A 24,115-nucleotide genomic window follows, 5' to 3' on the forward strand; every position below is an offset into this window, starting at 1 on the left:
TTTTTGTGACTCGCTACCTACCACTTCTATGTCACTGTAATTATCTTTCTACTATGTCACGGTCAACGAAGTCGAGGACATTGCGCTTGTTTGCCTGCATGCGCTCATACTCCTCTTTGCTGCCGACAACAATCTTGTCGAACTCACGCAGACCTGTACCGGCAGGGATGAGGTGACCGGAGATAACGTTCTCCTTCATGCCGCCGAGGTAGTCGGACTTGCCACGGATAGCAGCCTCGTTGAGAACCTTTGTGGTCTCCTGGAATGATGCTGCTGACATGAAAGACTTGGTACCGAGAGCAGCACGTGTGATGCCCTGAAGAATCTGGGTTGATGTTGCAGGGATAGCTTCACGAACCTGTACCAGTCGCATGTCACGGCGCTTCAGACTTGAGTTCTCATCGCGCAGACGGCGTGCTGTGACAATCTGTCCCTTCTTGAGACTCTCAGAGTCACCGGCATCAACGACAACCTTCTTGCCCCAGATGCGGTCGTTCTCCTCACGGAAATCGAGTTTGTCGACAAGCTCCTGCTCGAGGAAGTTGGTATCGCCCGGCTCATCGATACGCACCTTGCGCATCATCTGGCGTACGATAATCTCGAAGTGCTTCTCGTTGATTTTCACACCCTGCAGACGGTAGACACCTTGAACCTCATTGACGATATACTCCTGAACAGCGGTAGGACCCTTGATGGCAAGGATGTCACCAGGAGTGATTACACCGTCAGACAACGGGGTTCCGGCACGCACAGCGTCATGCTCCTGCACAAGAATCTGCTTGGACTGTGAAATCATGTACTTGCGCTGGTCACCTGTCTTTGATGTCACAATGACCTCACGGTTACCACGGCGGATCTTGCCCATAGTCACCTCACCGTCGATTTCGGAAACGACAGCTGGGTTAGAAGGGTTGCGCGCCTCGAAGAGCTCCGTTACTCGTGGAAGACCACCGGTGATGTCACCGACCTTGGCAACACTGCGAGGAATCTTGACAAGAGTTGTACCTGTGGCTATCTTCTGACCGTCCTCTACCACAACGTGGCCATCACGTGGGAAATAGTAAGTTCCGAGCACCTCACCGTTCTTGTCTATGACATCACAGGTAGGAACCTGGTTGCGGTCCTTGGAGTCAATGATAATCTTCTCGGTAAGACCTGTTGTTTCATCGGTCTCCGCACGGAACGTCTTGCCTTCAATGACATCATTGAAACGAAGTGTACCTGCATACTCGGAAACGATGACAGCATTGAACGGGTCCCAACGTGCGATGACATCGCCCTTCTGGAGCACATCACCGTTCTTATAATAGAGTGAAGAACCGTAAGGAACGTTCTGGCTTGAGAGTGCAATGTTTGTGTTCGGGTCTACGAAGCGTACTTCGGCAAGACGTGAAACAACCATCTGGCAGTCGATGTCCTCACCGTCGTTTTCCTCACGGAACGGTACAGTACGAAGCTCGTCGAACTCTACGCGGACATTGCCCTTTGCTACGATTGTCGCATTAGCGGCAGCGTTACCTGCAACACCACCGGCGTGGAAAGTACGGAGAGTAAGCTGTGTTCCCGGCTCACCGATAGCCTGCGCGGCAATGACACCGACAGCCTCTCCCTTCTGAACCATCTTCGCAGTGGCAAGGTTACGGCCATAGCATTTCTTACATACGCCTGATTTTGACTCACAGGTGAGCACTGAGCGTATCTCAACAGACTCGACATCTGCGTTCTCTATTGCCTTGGCACGAGCCTCAGTGATTTCCTCTCCTGCAGGGCAAAGGATTTTGCCGGTATGAGGGTCAAGGACATCATGCACAGACACACGGCCGAGGATACGGCTTGAGAGGGATGCGATAATCTCATCACCGCTCTTCAGTGCTGTACAGTTAAGGCCACGGAGAGTACCGCAATCCTCCTCATTGATAATCACATCATGGGAAACATCCACAAGACGGCGTGTAAGGTAACCGGCATCGGCTGTCTTCATGGCGGTGTCGGCAAGACCCTTACGGGCACCGTGGGACGCGATGAAGTACTCCAGCACGGACATACCTTCCTTAAAGTTGGAAAGGATTGGGTTCTCAATAGTAGCACGGTCGTCAGCACCGGCCTTCTGAGGCTTTGCCATAAGTCCGCGGATACCTGACAGCTGCTTAATCTGGTCCTTTGAACCACGGGCACCGGAGTCAAGCATCATATATACGGCGTTGAATCCCTGGTCAGCCTCGGTCATCTCCTTCATCAGAATATCACCGATGTCATTGTTGACATGGGTCCATGTATTGATGACCTGATTGTAACGGTCCTGGTCAGTGATGAAGCCCATCTCGTAGTTCATCTGAATGTCCTTGACTGCTTCATTACCCTTGCGGATGATTTCTTCCTTCTCAGGTGGAATAATGATGTCGTCAAGGTTGAATGACAGACCGGCCTGGTATGCCATGCGGTAACCGAGGTTCTTGATTCCGTCAAGGAACTCGCAAGCCTTTGCGAAACCTACCTCCTTGATGACGTCAGCAATGATGTCACGGAGAGAGCCTTTGGAGATGACACTGTTGACATATCCCATCTCGTCAGGAATCATCTCATTGACAATCACACGTCCTACAGAAGTTTCTACGGTATGGCATACCTTCTTGCCGTCGACAACGTCGTTGACAACGACTTTCACCTGAGCATGGAGGTCAAGGCGCTTCTCGTTATAAGCGATGATAGCTTCCTCAGGACCATAGAAATACAGTCCTTCGCCCTTTGCTCCCGGACGAATCTTTGTGATATAGTAAAGACCGAGAACCATATCCTGTGATGGCACTGTGATAGGCGCGCCATTGGCAGGGTTAAGGATGTTATGGCTCTGGAGCATCAATATCTGAGCCTCAAGGACAGCCTCGTTGGACAGAGGAAGGTGGACAGCCATCTGGTCTCCGTCAAAGTCGGCATTGAACGCTGTACAAGCCAGTGGGTGGAGCTGGATAGCCTTACCCTCAATCATCTTTGGCTGGAACGCCTGGATACCAAGACGGTGAAGTGTCGGAGCACGGTTGAGGAGGACAGGGTGTCCTTTCATCACATTCTCGAGAATATCGAAGATAACAGGCTCACGGCGGTCAACAATACGTTTTGCTGACTTGACAGTCTTGACAATGCCACGCTCAATGAGCTTACGTATGATGAATGGCTTGTAAAGCTCGGCTGCCATGAGTTTTGGAAGACCGCACTCGCCCATTTTGAGTTCAGGACCTACGACGATAACAGAACGTGCAGAATAGTCGACACGCTTACCGAGAAGGTTCTGACGGAAACGACCCGCCTTACCTTTGAGAGAATCAGACAGAGATTTCAGAGGGCGGTTGCTTTCACTCTTAACGGCAGATGCCTTACGGCTGTTATCAAAGAGTGAGTCCACAGCTTCCTGGAGCATACGCTTCTCGTTGCGGAGAATCACTTCAGGTGCCTTTATCTCCAAAAGTCTCTTCAGACGATTATTACGGATAATGACACGACGATAAAGGTCATTAAGGTCTGATGTCGCAAAGCGTCCGCCATCCAATGGCACAAGCGGACGGAGTTCAGGAGGAGTGACAGGAAGAATCTTCAGAATCATCCACTCCGGACGGTTGATGTCCTTGCTTGTGCGGAATGCCTCGACAACCTGAAGGCGCTTCAGGGCCTCTGTCTTGCGCTGCTGTGAAGAGTCGCTGTTGGCGCGGTCACGCAGTTCGTAGGAGAGTGCGTCAAGGTCAAGACGCTGCAAGAGGTCGTAGACAGCCTCTGCACCCATCTTCACGATGAACTTGTTTGGATCATCATCAGGGAGCAGGTCATTCTCGTCTGCAAGGACTCCTGTGTCATAGAGGTTTGCCAATTCCTCCTCAGAAAGGAGGTCAAACTGGCGGTATACATGCTCTTCTGTAGTACGCTCGTCCTCATCGTTTCTTGGCCCAAGGATACCCGGCTGTATCACAACATACCGCTCATAATAGATTACCGCCTCCAGCTTCTTTGTAGGCATACCGAGGAGGTAGCCCATCTTGCTTGGGAGAGAACGGAAATACCAGATATGGGCAACAGGCACAACGAGTTCGATATGTCCAGAACGCTCACGGCGCACCTTCTTCTCTGTAACCTCTACACCGCAACGGTCGCAGACGATGCCACGATAGCGGATGCGCTTGTACTTTCCACAAGCACACTCGAAATCCTTTGTAGGACCGAATATGCGCTCGCAGAAGAGACCGTCACGCTCTGGCTTGTAGGTGCGGTAGTTGATTGTTTCAGGCTTGGTAACCTCACCGAACGAGTTCTCAAGGATTTCCTCTGGAGATGCTATACCAATGGTAATCTTGGTGAAATTGTTCTTTATCTTGTTTTCTTTCTTGAAAGCCATAGTTTCTTATTGAAAGTTGTTAGTCATAAGCCATACGCCATGGACTTTTGGCGGAATGCCACGCCATGGCAGATGGCCGTTAACTTCTTTATTAATCAAGCTTAATGCTGAGACCGAGACCGCGGAGCTCGTGGAGAAGGACATTGAGAGACTCCGGTATGCCCGGAGTTGGCAGGTTGTCTCCCTTGACAATCGCTTCATAAGAGCGGCTACGTCCGGTAACATCATCTGACTTGACTGTAAGAATCTCCTGGAGAACGTGTGATGCGCCGAATGCCTCGAGCGCCCAAACCTCCATCTCTCCGAATCGCTGGCCACCGAACTGTGCCTTACCGCCAAGTGGCTGCTGTGTGATGAGAGAGTAAGGACCGATTGAACGAGCGTGCATCTTGTCCTCAACCATGTGACCAAGCTTAAGGAAGTATGTTATACCCACTGTCGCCGGCTGGTCGAATCTCTCGCCTGTCTCACCATCATAGAGGTGGGTAGAGCAGTAACGTGGCAAACCTGCCTTGTCTGTCCACTCGTTGAGGTCATCAAGTCTTGCACCATCGAAAATAGGTGTCGCAAACTTAACGCCAAGACGCTTTCCTGCAGCACCGAGTACAGCCTCAAAGATCTGTCCAAGGTTCATACGAGAAGGTACACCCAGAGGGTTAAGCACAAGGTCAACAGGACGGCCGTCCTCAAGGAACGGCATATCTTCCTGACGCACAACCTTTGATACAATACCCTTGTTTCCGTGACGACCGGCAAGTTTGTCACCTACACCAATCTTACGCTTCTTAGCAATATAAACCTTTGCCATCTGAAGGATGCCTGATGGAAGTTCATCACCGATAGTGATAGCGAACTTACGGCGCTTGAGTTCTGCATCAAGAAGCTTGTACTTGCGGATATAGTTCATTATAAGCTTCTGGATAAGCAGATTAGTGTGCTCATCTTCTGTCCAATCGTTTGACTGTATACCGTCAAACTCAAGGTTTGCTATTGCTGTTGCTGTGAACTTGCTGCCCTTTGTGATGATTTCAGCACCTGTGTAATCCTTGACACCTTGTGAAGACTTGCCATCGGTGAGAGTAAGAATCTTGTCTATAAGAATCTCCTTGAGGTCATTGTTCTTTGCCTCATACTCTGCTTCAAGCTTCTGGAGCAGTACTTTGTCCTGCTTCTTTGACTCACGAGTCTTTATTGCACGTGAGAACAGCTTCTTGTCAATTACCACACCTGACAATGAAGGGTTTGCCTTAAGAGAAGAGTCCTTCACATCGCCGGCCTTGTCACCAAAGATAGCACGAAGAAGCTTTTCTTCCGGTGATGGGTCGCTTTCGCCCTTAGGGGAAATCTTGCCAATCATGATGTCACCCGGCTCTACGCGTGCACCGATGCGGATTATACCGTTATCGTCAAGATCCTTTGTTGCCTCTTCAGATACATTAGGGATGTCAGAAGTAAACTCTTCCATACCACGCTTTGTCTCACGGACATCAAGTGTGTACTCGTCAACATGTACAGAGGTCAGGACATCTTCGCGGACAATGCGCTCGTTGAGCACGATAGCATCCTCATAGTTATAACCCTTCCATGGCATGTATGCTACAAGGAGGTTGCGTCCAAGGGCAAGCTCACCATTCTCTGTTGCATAACCTTCCGTAAGGATGTCACCGGCCTTTACACGCTGTCCTTTCTCACAGATAGGACGAAGGTCGATAACCATGTTCTGGTTTGTACGGCGGAACTTTGGTATGCGGTATTCCTTGAGTGCAGGCTCAAAACTTACAAACTCTTCGTCTTCAGTGCGGTCGTAAAGGATACGTATTGTTGTGGCATCAACATACTCAATGACACCTTCACCTTCTGCGGTAATCATTGTGCGTGAGTCCTCACACACCTGCTTTTCAAGTCCGGTACCAACGATAGGCGCATCATTGTGAATCAATGGCACTGCCTGACGCATCATGTTACATCCCATCAACGCACGGTGACCGTCATCATGCTCAAGGAATGGGATAAGACCTGCTGATACAGAAGCGATCTGCTGTGGAGCGACATCCATAAGGTCCACCTGTGTAGGAGGCACAACTGGGAAGTCTGCATCCTGACGACACTTGACAACCTCACGGATGAATGTGCCATCGTCATTCAAAGGTGCGTTACCCTGTCCGATGATATGCTTCTCTTCTTCCTCAGCAGAGAGGTACACCACATTGGCATTGTCAAGGTCAACTATACCATTGCTGACCTTGCGGTATGGGGTCTCGATGAAACCAAGATCATTGATCTGGGCATACATACACAGAGAAGAGATAAGTCCGATGTTTGGACCTTCCGGACTCTCGATAGGACAGAGACGACCGTAGTGAGTATAGTGTACGTCACGAACCTCGAAACCGGCACGCTCACGTGAAAGACCACCGGGACCAAGGGCTGAGAGACGACGCTTGTGTGTCACCTCGGCAAGAGGGTTTGTCTGGTCCATGAACTGTGACAGTGGGTTTGTTCCGAAGAACGAGTTGATCACGCTTGCCATTGTCTTGGCATTGATGAGGTCTGTCGGAGTGAACACCTCATTGTCACGGACATTCATGCGCTCACGGATGGTACGGCTCATACGGGCAAGACCGATAGCGAACTGGTTTGCGAGCTGCTCACCGACAATCTTCACACGGCGGTTGGACAAGTGGTCAATATCATCCACACTCGCCTGGCTGTTGATAAGATTGATAAGGTACTTGATAATCTCTGTAATGTCCTCCTTCGTAAGGATGCGCACATCAATATCTGTATCAAGTCCGAGTTTCTTGTTGATACGGTAGCGGCCTACTTCGCCAAGGTCATAACGCTTGTCGGAGAAGAACAGGTTAAGGACAACCTCACGTGCAGATGCCTCGTCGGCAGGGTCTGCATTGCGGAGTTGGCGGTAGATGTAGTAAATAGCTTCCTTCTCAGAATTTGAGCTGTCCTTTGCAAGAGTATTGAATATGATAGAGTACTTGCTTGCATTTTCCTCATCCTTTGACAGAAGGATTGTTGCAACGCCACTATCAAGAATATCCTCTACATTATCCTCTGATACTACCGTTCCGCGCTCTATGATGACATCATTACGCTCTATGGAAACTACCTCACCGGTATCTTCGTCAGCATAATCCTCATACCAACTCTTCATTATATTGGCAGCAAGAGTGCGACCCATGCATTCCTTAAGATTCTTCTTGTTTACCTTAACTTCCTCAGCAAGATCGAAAATCTGAAGGATATCCTTATCCTTCTCGAAACCAATGGCACGGAGAAGTGTTGTCACAGGAAGCTTCTTCTTACGATCGATGTAAGCATACATCACGTTATTGATGTCTGTGGCGAACTCTATCCATGAGCCTTTGAACGGGATGATACGTGCACTGTAAAGCACAGTACCATTGGCATGGATGCCCTGACCGAAGAACACACCCGGAGAACGGTGCAACTGTGCAACGACAACGCGCTCGGCACCATTAATCACAAATGTGCCATTGCTTGTCATATATGGTATAGAGCCAAGGAACACATCCTGTATGAAAGTGCCGAAATCCTCATGGTCAGGGTCTGTACAATACAGCTTCATCTTTGCCTTAAGAGGCACGCAGTATGTCAGACCACGCTCAAGACACTCTTCTATGGTGTAACGTGGTGGGTCAATATAATAGTCCAAGAACTCAAGAACGAAATTGTTTCGTGTGTCCGTGATAGGGAAGTTCTCTGCAAACACCTTATACAGACCATCGTTCTTGCGCTCCTCCGGAGGAGTGTCAAGTTGTAGGAAGTCCTTGAAGGACTCGAGTTGCACATCGAGGAAATCCGGATATGGCATCGGATTCTTCACACGGGCAAAATTTACTCTGTTATCAATAACTTTTGTAGCCATCTATCTGAAATTGTTGTTAGGATGTCTATTATCACCTATGAACCACTAATGGGCATAATGGAAAACATTCCACATTCATGCCTGCCCTCCAAGACAGCATGCGTGCCGTTGTCTTGTCAAGACTCGCGCCATAAAACACATTCCCGCAACATCGTCAGCGGAGACGCCAGCCATAGGAGACCAAGAATCAGGGGTGTAGAGATAAAGAAAGGTTAAGACCCCTCTATTTGAGAGATCTTAACCAAATGTTTTATATCAAGGAAATCGGAATAAAAATCCGGTTTCTGTCTTTGCAGCAAGTCGTATTACTTCAACTCAACCTTAGCACCAGACTCCTCGATAGCCTTCTTCAGGTTCTCAGCCTCTGCCTTAGCAAGACCTTCCTTCAGTGTTGAAGGAGCACCGTCAACGAGGTCTTTTGCCTCCTTCAGACCAAGACCGCAAGCCTCCTTGACAGCCTTAACGACTGCGAGCTTAGCGCCACCAACCTCAGTGAGGACAACATCGAAAGATGTCTTCTCCTCCACAGCCTCAGCTGCGCCAGCTGCTGGACCAGCAGCAACAGCTACAGCTGCTGCAGCAGGCTCAATACCATAAGTCTCCTTGAGCTCGTTAGCAAGCTCGTTTACTTCTGCAACAGTAAGGTTTACCAACTGTTCTGCAATTGCCTTAATATCTGCCATTTTCTTTAAATGTATTTAATTTATTAATAATCTTTGTGAGTTAATTTTCAGCAACACTTTAGGGCATGTCGCAAAATCCCATATTTAATTTTATGTATAGTATGATTATCCGCGCTCTTCGAGTGACTGGAGAAGACCGTGAATCTTGCCACCAGCATTTGACTGGAGTGCAGAGATAACGTTCTTTGCAGGGCTCTGGAGGAGAGCGACAACGTCTGCGATAAGCTCGTTCTTGCTCTTGATGTTAGCAAGCTGCTCAAGCTGGTCTGCGCCTACGAAGAAAGTCTCCTCAGCATAAGCAGACTTGAGGGCAGGGATTCCCGCCTTCTTGTACTCCTTGAGCATTTTGCCAGGAACATTAGCTGTCTCTGTGAAGAGGATAGCTGTGTTACCTACAAGAGAATCATACAATGGAGAGTAATCAATGTCAGATGCCTCGAAAGCCTTGTGAAGAAGATTGTTCTTAACAACGACCATCTTAATCTGACTCTTGAAGCACTTGCGACGAAGGTCGCTTGTGGCACCGGCATTCAGACCTGTTACGTCAACGAGGTAGAAATGAGGATATGCCTTGAGCTTCTCACCGAGTTCAGCGATGACAGTATCTTTTACTTCTTTTTTCATTTTACAAAACTTTTAGAGTTTATTCAACTGATTTTGGATCAATCTTGATACCCTTACTCATTGTGCTTGAAATAAAGATACTCTTGATATAAGTTCCCTTTGCAGCTGCAGGCTTGAGCTTGATAATGGTTTGGATGAACTCCTTGGCATTCTCGAAGATTTTTTCTGCAGGGAAAGAAATCTTACCAATAGAAGCGTGGACGATACCGGTCTTATCAACCTTGAAGTCGATCTTACCAGCCTTAACGTCCTTCACTGCCTTAGCGACATCCATTGTCACAGTGCCGCTCTTTGGGTTTGGCATAAGTCCGCGAGGACCGAGTACACGGCCGAGAGGACCAACCTTACCCATGCAAGAAGGCATAGTGATGATGACATCAATGTCAGTCCAACCATGCTTGATTTTCTCAACATACTCGTCAAGACCCACATAGTCAGCACCAGCCTCTTTGGCAGCAGCTTCCTGGTCAGGAGTACAGAGAGCGAGGACGCGCACAGTCTTACCAGTTCCGTTAGGCAATGTAACCACGCCACGAACCATCTGGTTAGCCTTGCGAGGATCAACACCAAGACGAACATCAATATCAAGAGACGCATCGAACTTTGTGGTGGTTATTTCCTTCACCAGTTCTGAAGCCTCTTTCAGAGTGTAAGCCTTGCCTATCTCAACCTTACCAGCAACAGCCTTTTGATTTTTTGTCAGTTTACTCATTTTTCTGAAATTTTTCGGTACAAGCGCCAAGCACAGAGGCTTGGCTCCCGGAATTGTTAATTACTTAAGCAGGAAAGTCACCCTTTACAGTGATACCCATACTACGTGCTGTTCCCGCAACAAGACGCATTGCAGCTTCAACAGTGAAGCAGTTCAAGTCAGCGAGCTTATCCTCTGCAATCGCACGAATCTGCTCCCAAGTGACCTCAGCAACCTTTTTACGGTTAGGCTGGTCAGAACCTGTCTTGATCTTTGCAATCTCCTTGAGCTGTACAGCTGCAGGAGAAGTCTTGATTACGAAATCAAATGACTTGTCAGCGTAGTAAGTGATAACGACTGGAAGTACCTTACCAGCCTTATCCTGAGTGCGTGCATTGAACTCCTTGCAGAATCCCATGATGTTGATACCCTTTGAACCGAGGGCAGGACCTACGGGAGGTGAAGGATTCGCAGCGCCACCCTTAATCTGTAACTTGAGTGTTCCAGCAACTTCTTTAGCCATTTTGTTTGTAATTTAATTTATTATATATAAAAAGAGGTGCATGTACGTAACTACACACTACTCTTTTTCCACTTGCATAAAACTAAGCTCCAACGGAGTCTTACGTCCGAAGATTTTCACCATCACCTTAAGCTTATGCTTTTCAGCATTAACTTCTTCTATCAATCCGTTAAAGCCACTGAAAGGACCGTCAATCACCTTCACTGTTTCATTAACCTCATAAGGAACATCAGTTTCCTCTACAATTGTGGTCTCTTCAGCAGTTCCCAGCATGCGGTTTATCTCAGCCTGGCGAATAGGAGTAGGCATGTCTGTACCTCCGAGGAAGCCAAGGACATTAGGCATAAATCGAATAAGAGAAGCCATATCACCGGCAAGATTCGCCTCCAGAAAAACATATCCCGGCAACGACACCTTTTCCTTGACAACTCGCTTACCGTTACGCACAGAAACATGTTTCTCAAGTGGAATAAGCACTTGTGAAACATTATTTGCGAGAAGGTCGTTATGCTTTTGCTCTGCTTCGATATACTCCTTAACCTTTACCTCTTTGCCGCTTACAGCTTTAAGGACATACCAATTCATACCTTTGTTAGCCATTTTTTAGTTCTCAAAAAAAAAGAAATGATTAATTAGGATAAACGGTAGTCATCACAAACTGAAACACAGTATCCATAGCGAATACTACAAGTGCAATGACAAGGGAAGCAGACAATACTACCACTGCACTGTGCGTCAGCTGCTTGTATGATGGCCAAGTAGTTTTATGCGCAAGCTCATCGTAACAAGCCTTGCAATAATTTACTATCTTATTCATATTTATTTCGTTTAGCACGGGAGGAAGGAATCGAACCCTCATTGACGGTTTTGGAGACCGCTTTCCTACCATTGAAAGACTCCCGTAGGTCGGTTTCCGTCACACTCGACGGAAACCGTTATCTGATTTTATAGATTTCAGAAGAATCTTGTTTATACGAGTATTAATCCTCGAAAACCTCTGTGATCTGACCGGAGCCCACTGTACGACCACCCTCACGGATAGCGAAGCGGAGACCTACGTTAAGTGCCACAGCATAGATAAGCTCGACATTAATCTCAACGTTATCACCAGGCATCACCATTTCTACACCTGCTGGGAGAGTGATTTCACCTGTACAGTCCATTGTACGGAGGTAGAACTGTGGACGATACTTGTTTCCGAATGGAGTATGACGACCACCCTCTTCCTTCTTCAGAACGTAGATAGAAGCCTTGAACTTCTTGAATGGCTTAACCTGTCCTGGGTGACAGAGAACCATACCACGCTTGATTTCTTTCTTATCAATACCACGGAGAAGGAGACCTACGTTATCACCAGCCTGACCCTCATCGAGGAGCTTGCGGAACATCTCAACGCCTGTAACGACAGACTTCTTATCCTCACCAAGACCAAGAAGCTCAACCTCATCACCAACGTGGATACGACCTGTCTCGATACGACCTGTAGCAACAGTACCACGACCTGTGATAGAGAACACATCCTCTACCGGCATAAGGAATGGTTTGTCGAGGTCACGTGGAGGATCCTGAATCCATGTATCACAAGCATCCATGAGCTCCATAACCTTGTCTTCCCACTTCTCAACTCCGTTAAGAGCACCGAGTGCAGAACCGCGGATAATAGGAGTATTGTCACCGTCGAACTCATACTGATCAAGGAGTTCACGCATTTCCATTTCAACGAGCTCAAGCATCTCCTCATCGTCAACCATATCACACTTGTTGAGGAACACAACGAGGCGAGGAACGTTCACCTGACGAGCGAGAAGCACGTGCTCACGTGTCTGAGGCATAGGACCGTCAGTTGCAGCAACTACGATGATAGCACCATCCATCTGAGCAGCACCAGTCACCATGTTCTTAACGTAGTCAGCGTGTCCAGGACAGTCAACGTGTGCATAGTGACGATTTTCTGTCTGATACTCAACGTGCGCAGTGTTAATAGTGATACCGCGCTCTTTCTCCTCAGGAGCGTTATCAATCTGGTCGAAAGACTTGAGCTCAGAGAGACCCTTCTTTGCGAGCACAGTTGTAATAGCAGCGGTCAGAGTTGTCTTACCATGGTCAACGTGACCGATAGTACCAATGTTAACGTGAGTTTTATCACGCTGGAAAGTCTCTTTTGCCATTGTTTTCTAATTTTATTATGTTAATTAATATTCTTTACAGAACGCAAGAATCCCTCCCAGAGACCCTCTCGTCTTTTGGAAGAGAGCTGTATCTGAGAGTTGAACTCAGGACCTCTTCCTTACCAAGGAAGCGCTCTACCACTGAGCTAATACAGCATTGTTGTTTTGCGTATTGGAGCGGAAGACGGGGCTCAAACCCGCGACCCCCAGCTTGGAAGGCTAGTGCTCTATCAACTGAGCTACTTCCGCATTTTCTTTGGTAGAGGCGTTTTTCTTACTAAAGGAACACGGTTGAAAAAACAAACCTCATCCGTGTCTTAGAGTGGGTGGTGATGGATTCGAACCACCGAAGGTAAAAACCAGCAGATTTACAGTCTGCCCCATTTGGCCACTCTGGTAACCACCCTTGCTTTCGAGCCTCTTGTCGGATTCGAACCAACGACCCCGAGATTACAAATCACGTGCTCTGGCCAACTGAGCTAAAGAGGCAAAACCTTTGCAGTCACTTAGACTTGCACTGTGCTTTGTTTTCGTAAGCGATTGCAAAGGTACGACTTTTTTTTGAATCACCAAAATTTTTCGGTGTTTTTTTTTGAATTTCCGCTATTTTTCTTGTTTTTTCGCCATTTTGGCACTATTTCACCTCTACTTTCCTTATATAATACGGTTTTTTTAGGCTTACCGTGGTTCTTCATTCTTTTTCTCAGTAACAGCCCTTGGATGGGCATCTCCATATGTTCTTCTCAGCTGTTCAAACGTGGTGTGGGTGTAAATTTCGGTAGTATTAAGACTTTGGTGTCCCATAATTTTCTTTATACTTTCGAGATTTGCATCGTGGTTAAGCATAGCTGTCGCGAAAGTGTGCCTCAACACATGCGGAGTGCATTTGTCAAGATTGCTGACAGCCTGAAGGTTTTCCTTAACAAGCCGGCGCACTTGCGCGTATGTCACGCGGACACCTTTCTCGGAAACGAAAAGAGCATCATCTTCTCTTTCCACAGACTCGTCACGCCGCTTCATATAATAGTAAAGGACTCTTTCAAGTTCTTCTCCGAACGGAATGACACGCTGTTTGTTTCGCTTTCCAGTCACTTTCATCTCACGGCTGACGAAATCAACCATGGAATCGTCAAGAGAAATCAGTTCCGAGACACGGATGCCGGTAAGATAGAACGTATATATAATAGTACGCGTGCGCACATTATAAAATGTTTCATCCTGCCCTTCCCCACCTGTCCACAGCAGTCCCACAAGACTATCCATCTCACTGTCCTTAAGAAACCGTGGCAGGCGTTTCGCCTTTTTCGGTCCCAGGACGCTGCGCGCCGGGTCAACACCTATTGTTCCTTTTGCAAAACAGAACTTATAGAATGTCCTCAGGGCAGCAAGGGAGCGGTTCACATAGGAAGAGGATTTCCCGTCCTCCATAAGTGCCTCCATCCAATCACGGATATTGTCACCGTCTGCCGTCTCAAGAGTCCTTGGCTCAGGCAGTGCTAAGAGAAAGGCTTCAAAAAGCCCCAACGACACTCCGTAAGCCATTACAGTCCCTTCGGAAAGCCGCCGTTCAACGGCAAGATGCTGCAGGAAGTTTTCTTTCACCACTTATTGTATGTGCTGACAAAGAACAATAAAACGAGGATTTTATTCCTCGTTTTGGCGGAGCTTCTGCACGTAAATCGCACGCTCCATCTTCAAGCGCTTAAGAACGGAAGGTTTGTCAAACTGCTGACGTGCACGGAGTTCCTTCACGACACCTGTCTTCTCAAACTTTCTCTTGAACTTCTTAAGAGCGCGCTCAATGTTCTCGCCCTCTTTAACTGGTACGATAATCATACTTTTGTTGTTTTTTGTTTAATGAATTAATTATAGTTATACATAACACTTTGCCACACACGACACATGCGGCGGCATAAAGCGGCTGCAAATTTACATATTTTTATTTAAATAATGGTGAACGCTGCAAACAAAAGCGAAAAGTTTTAAATAAATTAACTATATTTCCTAAACATGAGTTCAAAAGGCATTAAAATGGGCTCTTTTCAAACATGAATAAGCATTGTTATCCGTTTGTGTTTCATTCATTTATCTTTTCAGACAATCATGTCGTCAGAAACAACACAAAGAAACTCCTTTCCCATTATATGGATTCACTGCTTAAAAGAAATTCCTTCATATTCTTGTGTTTCTTAGAGCGACAGAGACACTTGTAAATAAAGCGACAAAACAATATATGCTGCAACAATGCAAACAATAAATTCCAAGGAAAAGCTATTCATGCACGTTCCCAAGTGAAAAACTCTTCACATATCTCCCATTCTGAAATAAGTGGCATGAACTTATTTGCCTGTTTTCGGAATCATCATTCGTCAAAGCGGAATAGAACTCGTCACCATATTTCTGATAATTGTCCGTATCATACGGTGTCAGGTCGATGACAAAAACAGGGAATGTAAAAGTCCGTGGTATGGGAAGAATCCCGTCATACACCGAAGAGATGACTATAAAATCCAAGCCATTCTTATCACAATACTCTTTCATTTCCGCAGGATTTTGGCTTGCTGGGCAGAACGGCAGATAACTGTAGACAAGAACCTTCGGCTTGCTTTTCACATACTCCTTGACTTGCTCCACCTTGACTGTGTACAGGTTGCCGTCATTGCTAACACTGTCCAAAGGACTTGTGCACACCTTCACATGCGACTTTTCCTCTTCCGTAAGCCGCAAATATCCCGAACCGTTAATCTCTATACATGAGCTGATAACGGCTCCGGATATTATACATAATATTATATGAAATAACTTATTCATGTTTTTGACACAACCAAGTGCTGGCACCTGAAAGCAAATAGCCGGGGAATATTAATTGATTTATATAATGTGTCTCCAAGTCTTTTGCTTTCATAAAAACAAGAGCAAATCCTCATGATTCCGCATAAGATCACCCATGGCTGAATCCTTTGTTTCAAGAGTTTCAGAGGCTCAGTAGGGAAACGAAAAACGGCACTAAAGGAGATCTAAATATATCCTTTAGCGCGTTTTTATGTATGCTTCTTTTACAGGTTCAGGGCTGATATGACAGCCTTTGTTGCTCCTGCTTTCGATTCAACGTAGTCATGTGCAGCCTTGGAGCATTCGGCGAGATATTCAGCGTCCGCGCTGAACCTGTCCATTACGGCAGAGAAAGTCCTGTAATCCGTAATCTCTATGCCGCCACCGCAGGCTTTCAGGCCCTGTGCTTCTGCAAATTTGCTGTTCTCTGGACCGAAGATTACAGGCTTGCCCCATACCGCCGCTTCCGGCAGATTGTGGATGCTTACACCGAAACCGCCACCAACATACGTCACATCGGCATAACGGTAGATTGAGGAAAGTAAGCCGAAACAGTTTATTATAATGGCGTTTTTGCCGTTATCCGACACAGCTGCCACCTTGCCCTCTGCAAGTTCGGTGTAGCGTTGGTGAGAATATCCGTTCCTTTCCAGCAGGGATTCTATCCGGCGTAGATGTTCCTCGCCGATGACATGAGGAGCAATGATCAGCGTCCAATTGTCATGCGACTTGAAATAAGGTATGAAAATCTCTTCATCAGGCAGCCATGAACTGCCGGCGACAAAGACCTTCTTCCCCTTGTTTGCTGCAAGGAACCGTTCGACAGCCTCAATCTTCTGTGCCTGTTCCGCTATGGCAATCACACGGTCGAAGCGTGTGTCGCCGGTGACAGAGACATTGTCAATGCCGAGAGTGGCGAGCAACTGCTTGCTTTGCTCATTCTGTACATAGAAATGCGTGAAGCATTTCAGCACCTTGCCATATCCTTTTCCGTACCATTTGAAGAATATCTGGTCAGGGCGGAAGATGCTTGCGACACTGTAAACTGGCACGCCACGATGCTTCAGAATATGCAGGTAGTTGTACCAGAACTCATACTTTATGAACAAGGCGCACACGGGATGTATGGCGTTCAGGAAGCGGCGTGCGTTGCGGAAAGTGTCAAGTGGCAGGTAGCATATTATGTCTGCGCCTTCATAATCCTTGCGAACCTCATAGCCGGAAGGGGAGAAGAACGTAAGCAGAACCTTGTATTGCGGATATTTCTGCTTGATATGCTCAATGATAGGCCTGCCCTGTTCAAACTCTCCGAGTGATGCGGCATGTACCCAGACATATTTTGCCTGAGGATCAAGTTTGCTCTTTATGGTGCCGATAGCCCGGCGCTCGCCACGCCACATTGCTCTTACCTTCCTGTCAAAGAGACTGAGCACTGCCACGGCGCACAAGTACATCCAAAGTCCTATTTGATACACGATTCGAGTATTACTGAGTTGTTGAAGGCTGCTGCCTTGCCGTCATGTCCGTGGATTGCACGGCAAACGGTCAAGGACTGTCCTTCGTTATAGGTTGCCACTGTGCCTTATGCTTCAGCGTTCAGTGCCGCTATGGCAGCGTCGATACGCTTTATGGTCTCTTCCTTGCCAAGGAAAGCGGAAATATCGAACATTCCCGGACCTTTTCCCTCTCCTACAAGGCAAAGGCGGAAAGCGTTCATTACATCACCGAGCTTGTACTCTTTCTCGCCAATCCATGCCATGACAGCCTTCTCCTGAGCCTCCACAGAGAAATCTTCAAGGGCTGCCAGCACATCTTTCAACTCTGTCATCTGCTGTGCTGAGTATTCTTTCCAGCGTTTCTTCACAGTCTTCTCATCATAGCTGTAAGGAGCGATGAAGAAGAAAGAGCAGAGTCCCCAAAGCTCGGAAACGAAGGTCACGCGGTCCTTCATCATCCTTACAACCTCGGTAATGCGCTCCATGGACTCGTCGATGCCGTTGTTTGCCACTGCCGGTGCAAAGAGTGCGGCTATCTCTTCGGCAGACTTCTGCAGCACATAGGCGTGGTTGAACCACTGGCACTTCTTGTAGTCGAACTTCGCTCCTGCCTTGGAACATTTCTCGAGGTTGAAGATTTCAACCATTTCGTCAAGGGTGAAAATCTCCTGTTCCGTACCCGGATTCCAGCCGAGGAGTGCAAGGAAATTGACTACAGCCTCAGGGAAATAGCCTGACTCACGATAGCCGGAGCTAACCTCGCCTGTCTTTGGATCGTGCCATTCGAGTGGGAAGACAGGGAATCCGAGACGGTCACCGTCGCGCTTTGACAGTTTTCCCTTTCCTTCCGGTTTGAGGAGCAGTGGCAGGTGGGCAAAGCGTGGCATGGTGTCCGCCCATCCGAAAGCCTTGTAGAGCAATACATGCAACGGTGCCGAAGGAAGCCATTCCTCGCCACGGATGACGTGTGTTATTTCCATCAGGTGGTCATCGACAATGTTTGCAAGGTGATAGGTCGGGAGTTCGTCGGCACTTTTGTAGAGCACCTTGTCATCCAGGATGTCACTCTTGATATGCACCTCTCCGCGGATGATGTCATCTACCATGACATCCTGTCCCGGTTCGATTTTGAATCGGACGACATACTGCTGTCCGTCCTCGATGAGAGCGTTCACCTCCTCCTTCGAAAGGGTGAGGGAGTTGCGCATCATGAGGCGTGTGTGTGCATCGTATTGGAAATTCTTTATCTCGTTGCGCTTCGCCTCAAGCTCTTCCGGAGTGTCGAACGCAATATATGCCTTGCCGGCATCAATCAGCCGGCGGACATACTCCTTGTATATCTCGCGACGCTCTGACTGGCGGTAAGGTCCCTTGTCGCCGCCGAAACTGACACCCTCGTCAAACTTTATGCCCAACCAGCGGAATGACTCGATGATGTATTCCTCTGCCCCCGGAACAAAGCGGTTGGAGTCAGTGTCCTCTATACGGAACACAAGGTCGCCACCATGCTGCTTGGCAAAGAGGTAATTGTACAATGCGGTGCGCACACCGCCGATATGCAGTGCACCGGTCGGTGACGGTGCGAAACGTACTCTGACTTTTCTTTCTGACATTTTGTTTTTAAGTTTTCTTTCTTTCAGGCACAGAGCACATTGCTCTGCCCCAATGGAATGAATTTCATAATTTTCTGCAAAATTACTATATTTATTGCACAAAACCGAATTTTTTTTCGTATTTTCGCACTCAGTTAGAAAACAAACGGTTGAAAATATGGCAAAATCCTACACTCAGAGTGGCATGTTCTGGAAGAACCTGTTGAAACGCTCTTGGCTCATAGTCGTCACGACAGTGCTTGTGGTACTTATAATGCCGCATGACCCGGGTGTGTCTTTCGTGTACGAACTGAACCACCCATGGCACTACGACCAGCTCATTGCCGAGACGGAAATCCCCATTTACAAAAGTGAGGAGGTGCTGAAGCAGGAGCGTGACTCTCTGCTGCAGGGGTTTGAACCGTATTACAGTGTATCGGTTACTGTGAGGGAGCGTGCGCTGAAGAAGTTCAACGAGGAGTTCCTGGATGGCATCCACGGCCTTTCGCGTTCCTATTCCGCCTATGTGGCAAAGAGGATAAGGAAGGCTTATGACATGGGAATCATCAATGCCGATGTGGCACAGTCTGCGGCAGGAGACAGCACACGAAGCATCCGCCTTGTCTCCGGGAACACGGCAACAAGTGTCCCCGTGCGCCGGTTCATGACGCCGCTGACAGCCTATGAATGGCTGTTCCAAGACCCTGCCATGCAGAAACAGCGGCAGGCTTTGCAGCAATGCAACCTCAATGAGTTTCTCGAACCGAACATCCTGCTTGACAAGGACAGGACGGAAATGGAGATGAACGACCTGCTGAGCAGTATTCCGACCGCTTCCGGCATCATACAGGTGGGTGAGGAGATAATAAACCGCGGCGTCGTTGTCGATGAGAAGGCTTATGCTGCCATAACATCGTATATCCGTGAATACCAGAAACAGAAAGCCACCCATGCGGAAATCCTTACTACCTACGGAGGGCAGGCACTCTTCGTGTTCATAGTGATAGCCCTCTTTACGCTTTATCTCCTGCTCTACCGCAGCGATTATTTCGAGAAGACAAGCTCCTATGTGATGCTGTACACGATAATCATCATCCTTACGGGCATAGTGTCACTCGTAATGCGCCATCATTTTTTCAGCGTCTATGTCATTCCTCTGTGCATGGCCCCTATGTTCGTCCGTGTGTTCCTTGACTCACGCACGGCATTCATAACACATGCAGCGGTGGTTATGCTGAGTGCTTTGGCGGTGCAGAAACAGTTTGACTTCATTGCGATAGAGCTTGCCGGCGGTCTGGCAGCTATCTACACACTCCGCGAACTTTCCCATCGCTCACAAGTGTTCACGGCAGCACTTACGGTGGTGACGACGGAATTCCTTGTGTTTGTCTCACTGCAACTGATTGAGGCAAAGGGTGTGGCGGATATAAATCTCGGACTTTTCCCGCATTTTGTTGCCAATGCGGTGCTTCTGCTCCTTGCCTATCCGCTGATGTTTGTTGTGGAAAAGGCTTTCGGCTTTGTCTCTGCGGTGACGCTCTTTGAACTTTCCGACACAAACAAGGCGGTCCTCCGCCACCTGTCGGAGGTCGCTCCGGGCACTTTCCAGCACTCCATCATGGTGAGCAACCTTGCGTCTGCGATTGCCTCACGCATTGGTGCACGCGCTCTATTGGTGCGTGTCGGCGGACTGTACCATGACATCGGCAAGATGCGACATCCTGTATTCTATACAGAGAACCAGGCAAGCATCAACCCTCATACGCGTATTTCGGAGCAGGAATCCGCACAAGTGATCATCAGCCATGTCACAGAAGGGCTGCGCCTGGCGGATAAAGAGGGACTGCCTGGTGTGATTCAGGACTTCATACGCACTCATCATGGCAACGGGCTTGTTTCCTATTTCTATGTCCAGTACAAGAACAAGCACCCTGACGAGGAGGTTGACGAGGCCCTCTTCCGCTATCCCGGTCCTAATCCATTCACGCGCGAGCAGGCTATCCTGATGATGGCTGACAGTGTTGAAGCTGCCTCACGCTCCTTGAAGGAGTACACGGAGGAGTCCATCGCAGGACTGGTCGACAAGATTATCGACTCGCAGGTGCAGAACGGATTCTTCCACGACTGTCCGATAACGTTCCGTGACATTCAGACGGCGAAGGATGTCCTCATCGAACGCCTGAAGGCTATTTACCACACCCGTATAGCTTACCCTGAACTCCATGCGCCTAAGAAGGACGAGGACTGATACAAAGGATGCCTTACCGGTAAAATGAATATAAGTTAGTCCACAAAAATAACAGCGCCGATAATGCGAAAGACAAATCCATACATAACGATTGAAAATAATGGCGTTTAATTTTGTGGACTAACTTATCTCCGCTTGTGCATGCAATGTCCGGATGTTTTTGTGCAGTAAGAGGGTGTGTCAAAACTCAAACCGATGTTTTCAAAGGTTACCATTTGCAAGTTTAGTACTATAAACTACCGCGTAGCGGTTGAAAAAAGGATTGGAATTATTACTGTCCGGTAAAACTCCACAAGTTGTTATGAAATCACATTTTCATAGGAAATATTTCTCATAAAATGTGGCGGAGCCACAGCCCTTACGGTAACCGCCGGCTTCAGCCGTGCGGACTAGAGATAATCTCTATTAGTTGTGTGGCAGCGCCACACTCCTTTCTGTTTCAATTCCTTACACCCACAATAAAAGAGTGTGGTTCCACCACACAAAGTGAGCTCCTCTGTTTATAGCCGCACGGCTGAAGCCGGCGGTTACCGTAAAGGCTGTGGCTCCGCCACACTTTACAGCGAAATCCTGTTGCTGTATGCGAGGATATGGGCTTGTCACAACTGAAACAGATGAATGATAATGTGTTGTATATGTTTACCGGACAGCAATAGATTGGAATAAGAGCATCTCCAACCGACCGATTTATCGGTAAAACAATAAGCGAATTTTTCCTTTGTTCGACCGATAAATCGGTTGTAATCAAACACTTACATTTATACTCCGTGGGTTGCGACCCACGGCTACTTTCTTCAACAGCTACGCGGTAGAGGCTGAATGCTTGATTGTTTGAGAATTGTTTTTCTACATTGCAGAGGCTGTACTTACAAATTGGAAGTCGGATTTTTGAAAATGGGCATTTTGGCACACCCTCTCACACGGCAAGCCATTTTGAAGAATAATTTTACAGACACCAATAATCTCTAATGCCCCATGCTACTATTGTCCAGGAGCTACTACCCTTTGTGTTCCTCTGCGTCCTCTGCAAGATAAATCTTGCTGTAATCGACATAATGCTGCGCGAAAGACTCCGCTTGGTTAGGGCGCGTCTTCTTGACCATCTTCGCCGGAACGCCTGCCCATATCTCGTGGTCACCCACATGAGTGCCGCCAAGCACAAGGGCTCCGGCAGCAATGACAGCACCTTCACCGATTACAGCCTTGTCAAGGACTGTCGCACCCATACCTATCAATGCACCTTTCCTCACATGACAGGCATGGAGAGTGGCGTTATGCCCTACCGTAACATCGTCCTCCAGCAGGCAGTCATGACCGTTCACAAACTCCTCCGCAGGGCGTTCCTCCCCACCAAAGTTCGTCACATGGACACAAGAACCGTCCTGCACGTTGCAACGGTCACCGATGATGATGCGCGCAACGTCGCCGCGCACGACGGCATTGAACCATATAGAGCATTCATCACCCAACCTCACATCGCCGACAAGAGTGGCATTCTCCGAGAAATAGCAGTCACGCCCCCATTTAGGAGTGACGCCTTTATATGATTTGATAAGAGCCATAGCTTTTAATCTGTATATTATTATTTTTGTTTATAATCAATTTCTCCCTGCCTCTCCTATACACACACGAATGTAAAACATTACATCCACGGATTCAAAACATACACACAGAGGTGCCTAAAAAGAAAAACTGAGTAACAAGTTTCACAACTTATTACTCAGGCTGGTCAACAAAACTGTCAACCTTAGAAAAAGAGAGAGAATTATATTACCAACTTTTGTTGGTCGAGAGTATCAATTCCATACAGTCCGTTTCCGGACTGCCAATCCTCAATTCTTACCAGCCGAAGCGGATTAGAGATTTGGATTGATTTTGCTCCACTCTGAGATAGCAGGAACGATGTTGAGAGTAACAAGCTCGTCACGCATCTTGCAGAGGTGCTCATAGCTTGCGTCAAGCTTAGCCATTTCCTCAGCTGTTCCCTGTGGCATCTTGTATGTGCAGCCATTCTCATCGAGAGTGGTGTCCATAGCCATCATGATGTGGTTGTACTTTTCGTTCTGTACGTAAGTACCTGCAGGCCAACGGAATTTCTCGCCACCCATTACTGAGCGAATCATCTCCACTGAGCAATATGCAGGAGACTGCCATGAAGAGCGTCCGCGAAGCTCGATAATCTTCGCACCACCCTTTGTAACGTCAACCTTCAGCTGCTCCCACTCCTCCTCAGAGCACTTGTCTGTGCCGATAAGGTCGTTAAGCGGTGTGCCATTGACTTTCACTGCAGAACCGAACACTGCCATCTGCTCGCCGTGACCGCCGTAAGTAGCGCAGCCTGTCACCTCATACTGCTTGCAGCCGAACTTCTTTGCGAGAGCTGACTGGAGGCGTGTAGAGTCAAGAGCGGCAAGAGTTGTCACCTGACCCGGTTTCAGACCTGAGTAGAGCAGTGTCACAAGACCTGTGAGGTCAGCAGGGTTGAAGATAACCACAACGTGCTTCACGTCCGGACAGTAAGTCTTGATGTTCTTGCCGAGTTCCTCAGCGATTTTGCAGTTGCCTGCGAGAAGGTCTTCGCGTGTCATGCCTGCCTTACGTGGCGCGCCACCTGAAGAGATGATATATTTAGCATCCTTGAATGCCTCCGCTACGTCTGTTGTGGCAGTAAGGTTCACACCGTCATAACCACAGTGGAACATTTCCTCCATAACGCCCTCCATTCCCGGAGCGTAAACGTCGTAAAGACATACATTAGGAGTCAGCTTCATTGTAAGAGCTGTCTGTACCATAGTAGAACCGATAGCGCCACCGGCACCAACGATTACAAGTTTGTCGTCTGTTAAAAATGCCATCGTTATATTATTGTTTAATCGTTTTTCCTCTGCAAAATTAAGAAAAAAAACATAGAACACAAAATATTTCCCCATAGAATCTTTGCCATTATAACATTTTTTCTTACTTTTGCATATA

Annotated in this window: 17 protein-coding genes and 5 tRNA genes; 1 reads left to right on the forward strand and 21 read right to left on the reverse strand. The window is 47.8% G+C overall.

Annotated features, from left to right (window positions below; genetic code table 11):
* Positions 1–40 precede the first annotated feature (40 nt).
* The 19 genes from rpoC to gltX form a co-directional block, all read right to left on the reverse strand.
* Positions 41–4,381 (reverse strand): DNA-directed RNA polymerase subunit beta', encoded by a 4,341-nt coding sequence (gene rpoC / locus HPS57_RS08805; protein ID WP_172182253.1) that lies wholly within the window; start codon positions 4,379–4,381, stop codon positions 41–43.
* Between the two features lie 91 nt (positions 4,382–4,472).
* Positions 4,473–8,285: a DNA-directed RNA polymerase subunit beta gene (gene rpoB, locus HPS57_RS08810; RefSeq protein WP_172182255.1), complete on the reverse strand. Its 3,813-nt coding sequence runs from the start codon at positions 8,283–8,285 to the stop codon at positions 4,473–4,475.
* Between the two features lie 305 nt (positions 8,286–8,590).
* Positions 8,591–8,968: a 50S ribosomal protein L7/L12 gene (gene rplL, locus HPS57_RS08815; RefSeq protein ID WP_135940141.1), complete on the reverse strand. Its 378-nt coding sequence runs from the start codon at positions 8,966–8,968 to the stop codon at positions 8,591–8,593.
* A gap of 105 nt (positions 8,969–9,073) precedes the next feature.
* Positions 9,074–9,592: a 50S ribosomal protein L10 gene (gene rplJ, locus HPS57_RS08820; protein ID WP_172182257.1), complete on the reverse strand. Its 519-nt coding sequence runs from the start codon at positions 9,590–9,592 to the stop codon at positions 9,074–9,076.
* Between the two features lie 19 nt (positions 9,593–9,611).
* Positions 9,612–10,304 (reverse strand): 50S ribosomal protein L1, encoded by a 693-nt coding sequence (gene rplA, locus HPS57_RS08825; protein ID WP_135940143.1) that lies wholly within the window; start codon positions 10,302–10,304, stop codon positions 9,612–9,614.
* A gap of 64 nt (positions 10,305–10,368) precedes the next feature.
* Positions 10,369–10,806 (reverse strand): 50S ribosomal protein L11, encoded by a 438-nt coding sequence (gene rplK / locus HPS57_RS08830; RefSeq protein WP_135940144.1) that lies wholly within the window; start codon positions 10,804–10,806, stop codon positions 10,369–10,371.
* Positions 10,807–10,863: 57 nt separating this feature from the next.
* Positions 10,864–11,406, reverse strand: coding sequence for a transcription termination/antitermination protein NusG (gene nusG / locus HPS57_RS08835; RefSeq protein WP_172182259.1), 543 nt, complete (start codon positions 11,404–11,406; stop codon positions 10,864–10,866).
* A gap of 28 nt (positions 11,407–11,434) precedes the next feature.
* Positions 11,435–11,623, reverse strand: a complete 189-nt coding sequence (gene secE / locus HPS57_RS08840) for a preprotein translocase subunit SecE (protein ID WP_172182261.1) — start codon at positions 11,621–11,623, stop codon at positions 11,435–11,437.
* Positions 11,624–11,638: 15 nt separating this feature from the next.
* Positions 11,639–11,709: transfer RNA gene (locus HPS57_RS08845), tRNA-Trp, on the reverse strand.
* A gap of 77 nt (positions 11,710–11,786) precedes the next feature.
* Positions 11,787–12,974, reverse strand: coding sequence for an elongation factor Tu (gene tuf, locus HPS57_RS08850; protein ID WP_172182263.1), 1,188 nt, complete (start codon positions 12,972–12,974; stop codon positions 11,787–11,789).
* An 84-nt stretch (positions 12,975–13,058) separates the two neighbouring features.
* Positions 13,059–13,130 (reverse strand) — tRNA-Thr (locus tag HPS57_RS08855).
* A gap of 17 nt (positions 13,131–13,147) precedes the next feature.
* Positions 13,148–13,223: transfer RNA gene (locus tag HPS57_RS08860), tRNA-Gly, on the reverse strand.
* Between the two features lie 74 nt (positions 13,224–13,297).
* Positions 13,298–13,380: transfer RNA gene (locus HPS57_RS08865), tRNA-Tyr, on the reverse strand.
* 9 nt (positions 13,381–13,389) lie between these two features.
* Positions 13,390–13,463, reverse strand: a tRNA-Thr gene (locus HPS57_RS08870).
* Positions 13,464–13,652: 189 nt separating this feature from the next.
* On the reverse strand, positions 13,653–14,576 hold the full coding sequence (locus tag HPS57_RS08875; protein WP_369811492.1) for a tyrosine-type recombinase/integrase: 924 nt from the start codon (positions 14,574–14,576) through the stop codon (positions 13,653–13,655).
* Positions 14,577–14,618: 42 nt separating this feature from the next.
* Positions 14,619–14,810 carry a 30S ribosomal protein S21 gene (gene rpsU, locus HPS57_RS08880; protein WP_135940149.1) on the reverse strand — a complete coding sequence of 64 codons (192 nt, stop codon included), beginning with the start codon at positions 14,808–14,810 and terminating at the stop codon, positions 14,619–14,621.
* A gap of 435 nt (positions 14,811–15,245) precedes the next feature.
* Positions 15,246–15,785, reverse strand: coding sequence for a hypothetical protein (locus tag HPS57_RS08885; RefSeq protein WP_172182267.1), 540 nt, complete (start codon positions 15,783–15,785; stop codon positions 15,246–15,248).
* Positions 15,786–16,030: 245 nt separating this feature from the next.
* On the reverse strand, positions 16,031–17,281 hold the full coding sequence (locus HPS57_RS08890; RefSeq protein WP_369811493.1) for a 3-deoxy-D-manno-octulosonic acid transferase: 1,251 nt from the start codon (positions 17,279–17,281) through the stop codon (positions 16,031–16,033).
* Between the two features lie 107 nt (positions 17,282–17,388).
* A complete protein-coding gene (gltX, locus tag HPS57_RS08895) occupies positions 17,389–18,915 on the reverse strand; it encodes a glutamate--tRNA ligase (protein WP_172182269.1) in 1,527 nt (508 codons plus the stop codon).
* A gap of 157 nt (positions 18,916–19,072) precedes the next feature.
* Between gltX and HPS57_RS08900 the strand changes: the two genes are divergently transcribed.
* Positions 19,073–21,142 carry an HD family phosphohydrolase gene (locus HPS57_RS08900; protein WP_172182271.1) on the forward strand — a complete coding sequence of 690 codons (2,070 nt, stop codon included), beginning with the start codon at positions 19,073–19,075 and terminating at the stop codon, positions 21,140–21,142.
* 998 nt (positions 21,143–22,140) lie between these two features.
* Here the strand turns inward: HPS57_RS08900 and HPS57_RS08905 are convergent.
* Both HPS57_RS08905 and HPS57_RS08910 read right to left on the reverse strand, forming a co-directional pair.
* Positions 22,141–22,704 carry a gamma carbonic anhydrase family protein gene (locus HPS57_RS08905; protein WP_172182273.1) on the reverse strand — a complete coding sequence of 188 codons (564 nt, stop codon included), beginning with the start codon at positions 22,702–22,704 and terminating at the stop codon, positions 22,141–22,143.
* Positions 22,705–22,998: 294 nt separating this feature from the next.
* Positions 22,999–23,997, reverse strand: coding sequence for a malate dehydrogenase (locus tag HPS57_RS08910; RefSeq protein WP_135940783.1), 999 nt, complete (start codon positions 23,995–23,997; stop codon positions 22,999–23,001).
* Between the last annotated feature and the right edge of the window lie 118 nt (positions 23,998–24,115).

The sequence above is a fragment of the Palleniella intestinalis genome (assembly GCF_013166595.1).
Lineage (GTDB): Bacteria > Bacteroidota > Bacteroidia > Bacteroidales > Bacteroidaceae > Prevotella > Prevotella intestinalis.